Here is an 11,484-nt window from a genome sequence, read left to right on the forward strand (position 1 = left end):
CGGCCGGATCGCCACCGCCGCAACCCCGCCGTACCGCTTCGGCTTCGCTTCCTGCCGCGCCAGGCCCCGGGTCGCCACACGGCTGCTCCACCGCCATCGCCTGCCTCAGTTGCCGTCGAGGCCCGAGAGCTCGGTGATCACGTGCCCGATCAGGGGAGTCAGGGTGGCCATGCCGTCGCGAACAGCGGCACGGGACGGCGCGAGGTTCACGACGAGGGTGCTTCCGGAGACGCCGACGAGCCCCCGGGAGAGGCCGGCGTCGACCGCGCCCGCGGCGAGCCCGGACGCGCGAATCGCTTCTGCGATGCCGGGGATGGGCCGGTCCAGGACCCCTGCCGTGGCGTCAGCGGTGACGTCGCGGGGCGACACCCCGGTTCCGCCCACGGTGATCACGAGATCGACCCCGCCGATCACGGCGGTGTTGAGCGCGTTGCGGATGGCGACGGTGTCGCCGGGGACGACGACCACGCCGTCGACCAGCAGCCCAGCCTCCTCCAGCAGCTCCGCGACGAGCGGGCCGGTGACGTCCTCGCGTTCCCCGTGGCTCACGCGGTCGTCGACGATGACCACGAGTGCCCGGCCGATCTGAGGCGGCGCCATCTCCATGGCGTCACCGTAGCGGGGCCCACCGACCACTCCCGCGACCCCGTCCCGCGAGTGGGTGCGGATCCGCCCGCAGCACCGCGACTGCGGCCGCTCCCAGACCGACACGCGGCTCGGCCTGACGGATCGCGCCAACTCGGGCGTCGAGATGCGCAACTCGCCGACACCAAATCCGCAACTCGCCGACACAAGACCCGCAACTCGCCGACGCAAGACCCGCAACTCGCCGACGGCAAACCCACAACTCGCCGACGCAAGAACCCCAACTCGCCCCGGCGAGATGCGCAACTCGCGGGTCAGGCCGCCAGCGGCAACCGGACTTCGAACCGGCACCCCGGCCCGTGGTTGCACGCCGTGATGTCGCCCCGGTGTGCCTCCACCAGCCCGCGGGCGATGGCGAGTCCGAGCCCGCCGCGGGAGCCGTCCTCGCCGGGGGTGCGAGCGGTGCTGCCTCGGAAGGCGACGTCGAAGAGGCGGTCCAGATCCTCGTCGGGTATGCCGCCGCAGGCGTCGTCGACGCGCAGCCAGGCGCGGTCGCCCTCGCTCCCGGCGGCCACGACGACCGTGCCGTCGGCGGGAGTGTGGCGGATGGCGTTGGAGAGCAGGTTGCGCACGACGCGGGCGAGTTCGGGGTCGCTGCCGAGCACCACCGGCCACTCCGACGACGCCGCGGCGCACACGGTCACGCCCTTGCGTGCCGCCGCGACCGCCTCCACCGCCACCGCCTCGGACACGACGTCGGCGAGCGGCACCGCCGTCAGCGACAGCCGCAGCGCCCCCGACGTGATCCGCGACAGCTGGAACAGGTCCTCGACCATCGCCGTGAGCCGCTCAGTCTCGCGCCGCATCCGCTCGGCGTAGATGACCACTTCGGGTCCCGTGACGATGCCGTCCACGATCGCCTCGGTCATGGCGCGCAGCCCGGCAAGGGGGGTGCGCAGGTCGTGGCTGATCCAGGCGACGAGCTCGCGACGGGACTGCTCGGCGGCCCGCTCGGTCTCGTGCGCCTCGTGCAGCCAGGTGAGGTCGCGGGCGATGCCACGGCCGAGGAGCACCGCAGCGGGCACGGCGACGGCGGCGACGACGGCGCACACGATCAGGGTGCCGCCCAGCTGCGGCGTGTACATGAAGCCGCTGACGCCGACGATGCCGGCGAGAGCCGCGACCAGCGGCACGAGGACGAGGGCGGTGACGGCGCGGGTGATCGAGCGCCTGCGCATCCGGTGCAGCAGTACGGCGCCCAGCAGCACGACGGGCACCGAACACATCAGCGCCACCGGTATGTCGGTGGCCGCCGTCTCCATCACGCCGGGCTCATCCCGTGATCATGCCGCCGGCGCCCCGGCCGCCCCGTCGTAGCGGTAACCGACGCCCCACACCGTGGCGATCCGGACCGGGTTGGTCGGATCGGTCTCGACCTTCTCGCGCAGCCGCCGGACGTGGACCGTGACGGTGGACTGGTCGCCGAAGTCCCAGCCCCAGACCCGTTCGAGCAGCTCGGCGCGGGTGAAGACCTGTCCGGGGCGGCGGATCAGGAAGGCGAGGAGGTCGAACTCGCGCACGGTGAGGGCGAGCTCGCGGTCGGCGAGGAAGGCTCGCCTGCCGGGGACGTCGACGCGCAGGTCACCGTCCACGACCGGGCCCGCGCCGCTGTCCCGGGCCGGGACCTCACGGTGGCGGCGCAGCACGGAGCCGACGCGCAGGACCAGCTCGCGCGGGCTGAACGGCTTGGTCACGTAGTCATCGGCGCCGAGCTCGAGCCCGAGGACGCGGTCCTCCTCCTCGCCGAGTGCGGTGAGCATGACGATCGGGACGCCGAGGCCGTCGCGGCGCAGCCGCCGGCACACCTCGAGGCCACCGAGGCGGGGCAGCATGAGATCGAGCACGACGATGTCCGGCATCCGGCCGGCCACGCTGCGCAGCGCCTGCTCACCGTCCCCCGCGACCTCGACGCGGTAGCCGGCACGGTCCAGATAGCGGGTGACGACGTCGCGGACGGTGACGTCGTCGTCCACGACGAGGGCGAGCGGCCGGTCGGTCATGGGGAGAAGCTAGCGCTGGGAGCACCCGCCGCGGGAGCCCGGAAGGGCCGTGTCACGGCACCGTAAGCGCCGGAGAAAGGGGACGGGTCGCGCCGGTGCGGGGAGGGGGTACCGGCCCGGCGCGACCCGAGGCTCCCGGTCGCGGGGCCCCGCGATCCGGTGCGGGAACGAGACCACTCCGGATCACGATGCGTCAACGTCCGGATGACGAGCCACGCTGGGCGGTCACCGGGGTGCGCCTGGCGGCAGCCGCGACCGCCAGGCGGTCAGGTCGGGCCGTCCTCCGGACGCGCCGACGGCATCCCCGGCCGAGGGCCGCGCAGAGCCGATCCGGGACACCCCGGCCGCGCCCGTCCTCACCCGGTCTTCGAGCCGAGCGTGACCTGGACGAGACGGCCGTTGACGACCAGGGTGACCTGGTCGCCGGGGGCGTGGTCGCGGATCGCGGCGACGAGCTCGTCGCCGTTGGTGATGACACGGTCGTCGACGCGAGTGATCACCTCACCGTCGACGATGCCCGCGAGTTGGGCAGGGCCGCCGGGCGTGACCTGCCCGACGACGGCGCCGGTGCCCTCCCCCTCGTCACGCACGGCGACGTTCACCCCGAGCACCGCGCGGGTGGCGACGCCCGTGGACTCGAGCTCCTTCGCGACCCGGTGCGCCTGGTTGATCGGGATGGAGAAGCCGACGCCGATGGAGCCGCCGTCGGCCCCGCCGGTGGTGGCGATCGCCGAGTTGACGCCGATGACGCGGCCCTGCATGTCGACGAGCGGGCCGCCGGAGTTGCCGGGGTTGATGGCGGCGTCGGTCTGCAGCGCGTTGAGGACGGTGGAGTCCGTGGCACCGATCTGCGGCCCGACGTTCACCGCCCGGTCCACGGCGCTGATGATCCCCGACGTGACGGAGCCGCCGAGCCCGAGCGGGGAGCCGATCGCGACGACCTGCTGCCCGACGCGCACCGCGTCGGAGTTGCCGAGCTCGATCGGGGTGAGCCCGGACACGCCCTGGACGCGGATGACCGCGATGTCCGAGCTGGGGTCGCGGCCGACGATCTGCGCGGCGGCGGTGCGCCCGTCCTGGAACACCGCGGTGAGGGTGGCCCCGCCCGCCGCCTCGTCGATGACGTGGTTGTTGGTGAGCACCAGGCCGTCCGGGCTGAGGATCATGCCGGACCCCTCGCCGCCACCGCTGCCTGACCGGACGCGGATCTGGACGACGCTGGGCAGCAGCCGCGCCGCCACGGCTTCGACGGCACCGGGCGGGGCGTTGTTGCCCGGCTCCGGGATGGGACTGTCCAGCACGCCGACGGAACCGCCGCCCTCGGCGAGCTGGTGGCCGACGACCCCGCCGAGCAAGCCGCCGAGCAGGCCCGCGACCAGGCCGATCACCAGCGTGCGGCCCCGTCCCGACGAACCGGCCGTCCCGGACCGGGCGGACGCCCGGCCTGCGGGGGGCGGCGGCTCCGCCGTCGACCCCTGCGCGGGCGGGGCCTGATCGGGCCAGCCACCGGGCGGCGCCGCGGGCGGCGGGAGCTCGGCCGTTCGCGTCGCCGAGGACTCCTGCTCACGCTGCCACGGCGACCACGCCCCGCCGGACGCCGCGCGAGCCGGCTCCTCGGTGGTGGCCGGCGTCCCCGTGGGCGGCGTGCCGGGTTCGCCTGCGCTCGACGGATCGGCCGATCCGGGCGGGGGTGGCACGGGTGTGCCGTCGATCGGGTCGACGTAGGTCGGGACGCCCGTGGCCGCCTGCGGTCCCGACGCGCCGGGCGGGTCGCGGCGGTCGTCGGCAGCGGAACCGTGGCCGTGGGTCATGACATCACCGTGTTCGGGGAGTGCGGGACCGCGCTCGTGGGCGCGGCGGGGGGAGCGATCCGGGCTCCCATGCTAGGAGGAGGGGCAGGCGGCCGGCCGGGCAGCCGGAGCACGAGGAGCGCCCCGCCCTCCGGTGCCCGGCCGGCCCAGACCGCTCCGCCGTGGCGGACTGCGACCTGGCGCACGATCGCCAGCCCCAGCCCGGAACCGGGCATCGTACGGGCGCCGTCGGCGCGGTAGAAGCGGTCGAACACGCGCGGGAGGTCCTCCTCGGCGATGCCGGGCCCCGCGTCGGCGACCTCCAGCACCAGCGACCACGCGTCGAGCTGGCGCATCTGGACGCGCACCGCGGCGCCTGCGGGGCTCCACTTGGCGGCGTTGTCGAGCAGGTTGAGCACGGCCCGCTCGAGCGCGGTGGCGTCACCGACCATCGTCCACGGCACGAGGGTGGCGTCGAACGTGACGTTCTTGGTCGTGGGGCCCGCGCGGCGGCGGGCCCGGTCCAGGGCGCGGGAGACGACGTCGGTCAGCTCCACCGGCTCGTGGACGACCTGTGGCGCGTCCTCGCGGGCGAGCTCGACGAGGTCGCCGACCAGCGTCGACAGCTCGGCGATCTGCGCCGAGACGTCGGCGAGGATCTCGGCGCGCTCCTCGTCCGGCAGCGGCGGGGCGCCGGGGCGCTCGGCGGCGGCGAGCAGTTCCAGGTTCGTGCGCATGGACGTGAGCGGGGTGCGCAGCTCGTGGCCCGCGTCCGCGACGAGGCGGCGCTGCTGCTCCTGCGACGCGGCGAGCGCGCCGAGCATCTCGTTGAACGCCTGCGTGAGCCGCTCCAGCTCGTCCGAGCGGCCGCCGAGCGGGATCGGCCGCAGATCACCGGTGGCGGCAACCCGTTCGGCCGCCGACGTCAGCCGCTGCACGGGCCGCAGGCCGGCGCGCGCGACGGCGACCCCCGCCAGTGCCGCGAGCGCCACGCCCACCCCGCCGACCAGCAGCAACGCGACGCCGAGACGGGTGAGGACCTGCTGGGTGGGATCGAGCCGCTGCGCCATGACGAGCGCCTGCCCGGGGCCGGCCCGCACCGCGACCACGCGGTAGGTGACACCGTCCGTGCGCGCGGTACGCACGGACGTCTCCAACTCCCCGGTCGCGACTGCCAGCTCGGGATCTCCCAGCGGCGGGGCCGACGCCTGCCCCTCCACGGAGCGGGCGAGACCGGAGCGGGAGTCGATGAACGCGATCCGCAGGTCGGCCGCGCCGAGCAGCCCCGGGGAGACCCGCGAGAGGGCGAGCGGGTCGGCGAGGTCGCTCTGCGTGGCGGCGACGGCCCGGTTGAGCAGGTTCGCGTCGAGGGTCTGCAGGATGCTCGCCCGCACCGTGATGAACGCCGCGGCCGACACGAGCACCACCGACACCGCCGCCACGAGCGCCGCGAGGATCCCGATCCGCGCGCGCAGGGAGAAGCGGTCCAGCAGGCCCTTGGGCCGGGCGGGCTCCGTCACGGAGGTGTCTCCCGCAGCGCGTACCCCACCCCGCGCACGGTGTGGATCAGCCGGGCCTCGCCGCCCGCCTCGGTCTTGCGGCGCAGGTAGCCGACGTAGACCTCCAGCGCGTTTCCGCTGGTGGGAAAGTCGTAACCCCACACCTGCTCGAGGATCTGGGCGCGGGTGAGAACGCGGCGCGGGTACTGCATGAGCAGCTCCAGCAGCGCGAACTCGGTGCGCGTGAGGCTGATCGGTCGCTCGCCGCGGCGGACCTCGCGGGTGTCCGGGTCGAGCGTGAGGTCGGCGAAGGTGAGCGCCTGCGAGGAGGTGCCCTGCTCGCGCGGGGCCCGGCGGCGCAGCAGGGCGCGCAGCCGGGCGAGCAGCTCCTCCAGCGCGAACGGCTTCGGCAGGTAGTCGTCCGCACCGGCGTCCAGGCCTGCGACCCGCTCCGACACCGCGTCCCGGGCTGTCAGCACGAGGATCGGCAGGGGGTCGCCGCTGCCGCGCAGCCTGCGGCACACCTCCAGGCCGTCCACCCGAGGCATCATCACGTCGAGCACCATCGCGTCCGGACGGTCCGCAGCGACGGCGTCCAGGGCCTGCTGGCCGTCGTGGGCGAGCGTGACGTCGTAGCCGTTGAAGGCCAGCGATCGGCGCAGGGACTCGCGGACGGCGCGGTCGTCGTCGACGACGAGGATGCGCATGCGTCCAGTGTGACCGCAGCGTCTGAGATGCGCCTGAGAGGCTGGCGGCGTGGGGTTCGTCGCGGTCGTGCTGACGGTGCTCGTCCTGATGCACGGCTACGTGTACCTGCGCGCGGTGCACGGCGTGTTCCCGACGCGGCGGGGGCGGCTCGCCGGCGGTGCCGTCGTGGCCCTGCTGGCGGTGGCGACGGTGGCGGCGTTCGTCACCCGGCGCACCCCGGACGTCTCGGCGGTGGTGCCCTACGTCGGCTACGTGTGGCTCGGGGTGCTGCTCTACGTGGTGCTGCTGCTGGCGGTCGGCGAGCTGGTGCGCCTTGGTCTGTTCCTTGGCGGGCGCCGCGGCCTGGACCCGTCGCGGCGCAGGCTGCTGTCCGCCGTCGTCGCGGGGACGGCCGTCGCGGGTGCGGTCGCCGCGATCGGCTACGGCATCTTGGCGGCGCGACGCGTCCGGGTCGAGCGACGCGAGATCGTCCTCGACCGGCTCGACCCTGCATTCGACGGGTTCACGATCGCCGCGGTCTCCGACATCCACCTCGGACCGTTCGTCGACGGCGGCGATCTCGCCAGGATCGTCGCCACGATCAACCGGGAGGCGCCCGACGCCGTCGCCGTGGTGGGCGACCTCGTCGACGGCGGCGTCGCCGACCTCGGCCCGGCCGCCGCACCCCTGCGCGACCTCGCCGCCCCAGCCTACTTCGTCACCGGGAACCACGAGTACTTCTCCGACGCCGCGGACTGGGTGGCATACCTGCCGACGCTCGGCGTGCGGGTGCTGCGCAACTCTCGCGAGACGCTGCGGCGGGGGGACGCCGTCCTGCACATCGCGGGCTGCGACGACCGCACCGCCGCCACGTCCGGCGTGGTCGGGCACGGTTTCGACCTCGACGCGGCGCTGCACGGGCGCGCGCCGGACGAGCCGGTCGTGCTGCTCTGCCACCAGCCGGTGATGGTGGACCGGGCCGCCCGCGCGGGCGTCGACCTGCAGATCTCCGGGCACACCCACGGCGGGCAGCTGTGGCCGATCACGCACGTCGCGCTGATCGACCAGCCGGTGCTCTCGGGGCTCGTCCGGGTGGGGCCGACCTGGCTCTATGTCACGCGCGGCACGGGGTTCTGGGGACCGCCTGCGCGCGTCGGGTCGCCGCCGGAGATCACGGTGCTCGTGCTGCGCGCGGGATCAAGTTCATGATCACCGTTTCCGGTACATGAGCTGCACCCGTGCACCCCATGTCCCCGTTCCGACGATCATGGATCGCGCTTCCGGCCACCGGGACGAGCTACGGTCGCGCGGTGGCGGGAACCGAGTACACGATCCAGGGCGGACGCACCGATGCCGATCGCCTGGCTCGCCAGGCGGAGGTCATGGGCTCCGCCACGACGGCCTTCCTCGTCGAGTGCGGTGCCCGGCCGGGCGCGGCGTGCCTCGACGTCGGTTGCGGCACCGGGCAGGTGACCGTCGACCTGGCCCGGCTGGCCGGACCGGGCGGGCGGGTGGTCGGTGTCGACATCGACCCCGGCGAGCTCGTGATCGCCCGCAAGGCCGCGGCCGACGCCCGCACCGCGGTCACGTTCGCCCGCGCCGACGCCGCCGAGGTGCTGGAGCCGGCGGCCTTCGACCTGGCCTTCGCGCGGCTCGTGCTCAGCCACCTCGCCGACCCGGTCGCCGTGCTGCGGGCGATGGTCACGGAGGTGCGTCCGGGCGGGGTGGTCGCTGTCGAGGACATCTACACCCCGTCGCTGCACGCCGATCCGCCGGCACCGGCGCTGGACCGGTTGATCGAGGTCTACTCGGCCACCGTGCGTGCCCACGGCGGCGACCCCGCCATCGGACCACGCCTGCCCGCACTCCTCGCGTCGGTCGGGCTGGACGACGTCCACGAGCGGACGGTCGTCAACCGCATGACGACCACCCGCGAGAAACTGTTCCTGGCCGAACTGGTCGACAACATGCGCGCCGCGACCGTGGCGGCAGGCGTGGCGACGCCGGACGAGGTCGACGCGCTGCGGGCCGCCGTGGCTGCCGCCGCCGAGCGTCCGGACACCGTGTTCCTCCAGGCGCGCATGCACCAGGTGCGGGGCACACGGCCCGGCTGACCCCGGAACGGGCCCGTGACCGGCTCGTCGACCGGGGTGATCGCGTGGATGCCGCGGTGTGGCCCAGAAGGTGTGCCCCAGAAGGTGTGCCCCCGGGGCGTCGACGGCGACAACATCGGCGACGGGAGTCCCGGGTAGGCTCCTCGCAGGCCCTCGTAGCTCAGGGGATAGAGCACCGCTCTCCTAAAGCGGGTGTCGCAGGTTCGAATCCTGCCGGGGGCACCACGTCTGACCAGCGACGATGCTGTCCACGATCGCAAAGGGCCCGATCCGGAGCACCCGGAGTCGCCAGGGCATCAGCGCGAGATGTGCCGTTCGACAGGCCGCCCACCGGCCGGGGATTAGCATCGGCTCGGTGACCGATCGTGCCGATGCTGCCGGGGTGGTGCTGGCGGGCGGCCGGTCGTCACGGATGGGGGCGCCGAAGGCGGGCCTGGAGTGGCACGGCTCGACGCTGTTGTATCGGGCCACGGCGCTGCTGCGCAGGACCGTGGGCGGCCCGGTCACGGTGGTGAGCGCCCCGGGCCAGGCTCTTCCCGCGCTGCCCGCGGGCGTGGAGGTCGTGGAGGACCCGGTCGAGGGGCTGGGACCCATGCAGGGCCTGGCGGCGGGCCTGGCAGCGGTGGCCGATCGCGCAGAGACGGCGTTCGCGTGCTCGACGGACGCCCCGTTCATGCACCCGGCCTTCGTCGCGCGGGTGCTCCGTGCGTTCACCGAACCGGGCTCCGACCGAACCGCCGCCGGCGAGGTGGACGTCGTGCTGCCCGTGGCCCGCGGGTACCGGCAGCCGCTGGCCGCCGGCTACAGGACGGCGCTGCACGGGCTCCTGACCGAGCTGTTGCAGAAGGGCGACCTCCGCCCGGGGATGCTGCTGCAGCACTGCCGGGTGCGACAGCTCGACGACGACGCGCTGCTCGACGACGATGGTCTCGCCCGTGTCGACCCCGGGCTCGACTCGGTGATCAACCTCAACACGCCGGACGACTACGCGGCGGCCCGCCGGCAGCCCGGACCGGAGATGGCCGTCGAGTGCTTCGGTGCGCTCGCCTCGGCCGGTCGGCGTGACCGGCGCGCTGTGCACGCCGCCACGCTCGGCGAGGCCGCCGCCGCGGTCGGGCTGGTACTGGACCGGCACGTCGTCGCGGCCCTGAACGGCGACCAGATCACCCGGGACCCGCAGCTCCCGCTGGTGGCCGGCGACACCGTCGCGTTCCTGTCCGCGGACGCGGGCGGCTGATGGTGCCGACAGTGCCCACGACAGTGCCTACAGTCGTGGGATGACGGCGGGCGGGTACTTCGGGCGAGCCCTGATCGTCGACGTTCAGGGCGGCTCGGCGACGAGCACGCCGCTCGACCTCGACGAGCGGGTGCTGCGCGGCTACCTCGGCGGGGTGGGGTTGGGCACCTGGCTGCTGCACCGCCTCGCACCGCCGAAGGTGGACCCGCTGGCACCCGCGGCACCGCTGACGTTCGTGTTCTCCTCGCTGGTCGGGACCCCGCTCACCACGAGTGCGAAGTTCGCGGTGCTGGCCAAGTCCCCGCTCACCGGGCTGCTCACCGACGCGTTGGCGTCGAGCCAGTTCGCCATCGCCGGCAAGCTGACCGGCAACGACGCCATCGTCGTTCGCGGACGGGCCGACGTGCTCTCGGTGCTGCTGGTCGGGCACGACGGCGTGCGGCTCGAGCCGGCGCTCGAGCTGGCCGGGCTGCCTGCCGCCGACGCCGAGGCGTCGGTGCGCGAGCGGTTCGGTCGCGGCTGGCGCACCGCGGCGATCGGGCCTGCGGGCGAACGGGGCGTCCGCTACGCCACGATCAGCCACGACGGGCGCCACGCCGGCCGTGGCGGCCTCGGTGCCGTGCTCGGTGCGAAGAACCTCAAGGCCGTGCTCGTCAAGGCGGGTACCAGGGTCGACGTCGCCGACCCTGCGGCGGTGCTGGCCGCGGCGAAGGACCTGCGCGAGCGCAGCTTCGGACCGGCGACGAGGAAGTACCGCGAGCTCGGGACGCTGGCGAACCTGCTCGCGTTCAACGCCGTCTCCACGTTGCCGACCCGCAACTTCACGGCCGCGACGTTCGAGGGTGCCCCCCGGTTGGCTGCCGAGCAGCTGCATGAGCTGCGCGGGATCGCGCGCAACAGCTGCGCGTCGTGTTCGATCGGGTGCGAGCACATCTACTCCCGCAGGGGCGGCGGCAGCCAGCGCATGGAGTACGAGAACGTGTTCGCGCTGGGGCCGCTGTGCGGCGTGTCGGATCCCGACGACGTGTTCGCCGCCAGCGCCCGTTGCGACGAGCTCGGGATCGACACGATCTCCGCGGGCGGGACGATCGCGTGGGCGATGGAGTGCGTCGAACGTGGGCTGATCGACGCACCGTGGCTGCGCTTCGGCGACGGCGCCGCGCTGCTGCGGGCGCTGGACGAGATCGGGGCGCGTGAGCCGGGCCTCGGAGAGCTGCTCGCGCACGGCTCCCGGCACGCCGCCGGCGTGGTCGGCTCCGGCTCGATCGACTACGCCCCGCAGGTCAAGGGCCTCGAGCTGCCGGGGTACGAGCCGCGCACCCTCCAGTCGATGGCGCTCGGGCTCGCGGTAAACGCGCGCGGCGCCGACCACAACCGGTCCGGCGCCTACGAGGCGGACCTGTCGGGCGAGCTGGACCGACTCGACGGCGGCAGCCGACATGTCGCTGCGGCGATCGGCACCGAGGACCGCGCCGCCGTCATGGACTCGATGATCCTCTGCAAGTTCCTGCG

At 74.2% G+C, this 11,484-nt stretch carries 10 protein-coding genes and 1 tRNA gene; 5 read left to right on the forward strand and 6 right to left on the reverse strand.

The window, feature by feature from the left end:
* Nucleotides 1–105 precede the first annotated feature (105 nt).
* The 6 genes from AB7J25_RS25045 to AB7J25_RS25070 all read right to left on the reverse strand — a co-directional run bounded on the left by AB7J25_RS25045 (nt 106) and on the right by AB7J25_RS25070 (nt 6,641).
* The gene (locus AB7J25_RS25045; RefSeq protein WP_428512793.1) at nt 106–600 is read right to left on the reverse strand and encodes a MogA/MoaB family molybdenum cofactor biosynthesis protein; all 495 of its coding nucleotides are present in this window, start codon (nt 598–600) and stop codon (nt 106–108) included.
* Between the two features lie 299 nt (nt 601–899).
* Nucleotides 900–1,907, reverse strand: coding sequence for a sensor histidine kinase (locus AB7J25_RS25050; protein WP_428512795.1), 1,008 nt, complete (start codon nt 1,905–1,907; stop codon nt 900–902).
* A gap of 21 nt (nt 1,908–1,928) precedes the next feature.
* The gene (locus tag AB7J25_RS25055; protein WP_428512777.1) at nt 1,929–2,645 is read right to left on the reverse strand and encodes a response regulator transcription factor; all 717 of its coding nucleotides are present in this window, start codon (nt 2,643–2,645) and stop codon (nt 1,929–1,931) included.
* A 356-nt stretch (nt 2,646–3,001) separates the two neighbouring features.
* Nucleotides 3,002–4,456, reverse strand: a complete 1,455-nt coding sequence (locus AB7J25_RS25060; protein ID WP_428512779.1) for a trypsin-like peptidase domain-containing protein — start codon at nt 4,454–4,456, stop codon at nt 3,002–3,004.
* Entirely contained in the window at nt 4,453–5,955 is a 1,503-nt protein-coding gene (locus AB7J25_RS25065; RefSeq protein ID WP_428512781.1) for an ATP-binding protein, read from the reverse strand. The genes AB7J25_RS25060 and AB7J25_RS25065 overlap by 4 nt, the downstream gene beginning before the upstream one ends.
* Nucleotides 5,952–6,641, reverse strand: a complete 690-nt coding sequence (locus tag AB7J25_RS25070; protein ID WP_428512783.1) for a response regulator transcription factor — start codon at nt 6,639–6,641, stop codon at nt 5,952–5,954. The genes AB7J25_RS25065 and AB7J25_RS25070 overlap by 4 nt, the downstream gene beginning before the upstream one ends.
* Nucleotides 6,642–6,690: 49 nt before the next feature.
* Between AB7J25_RS25070 and AB7J25_RS25075 the strand changes: the two genes are divergently transcribed.
* From AB7J25_RS25075 to AB7J25_RS25095, 5 genes are all read left to right on the forward strand, one after another.
* Entirely contained in the window at nt 6,691–7,830 is a 1,140-nt protein-coding gene (locus AB7J25_RS25075) for a metallophosphoesterase (RefSeq protein WP_428512785.1), read from the forward strand.
* A gap of 101 nt (nt 7,831–7,931) precedes the next feature.
* Nucleotides 7,932–8,735: a class I SAM-dependent methyltransferase gene (locus tag AB7J25_RS25080; protein ID WP_428512787.1), complete on the forward strand. Its 804-nt coding sequence runs from the start codon at nt 7,932–7,934 to the stop codon at nt 8,733–8,735.
* Between the two features lie 149 nt (nt 8,736–8,884).
* Nucleotides 8,885–8,960: transfer RNA gene (locus AB7J25_RS25085), tRNA-Arg, on the forward strand.
* 130 nt (nt 8,961–9,090) lie between these two features.
* Nucleotides 9,091–9,972, forward strand: a complete 882-nt coding sequence (locus AB7J25_RS25090) for an NTP transferase domain-containing protein (RefSeq protein WP_428512789.1) — start codon at nt 9,091–9,093, stop codon at nt 9,970–9,972.
* 40 nt (nt 9,973–10,012) lie between these two features.
* On the forward strand, nt 10,013–11,484 hold a 1,472-nt coding region (locus tag AB7J25_RS25095; RefSeq protein ID WP_428512791.1), incomplete at its 3' end, for an aldehyde ferredoxin oxidoreductase family protein.

Source organism: Pseudonocardia sp. (assembly GCF_050246655.1).
In the GTDB taxonomy this organism is placed as follows: Bacteria; Actinomycetota; Actinomycetes; order Mycobacteriales; family Pseudonocardiaceae; genus Pseudonocardia.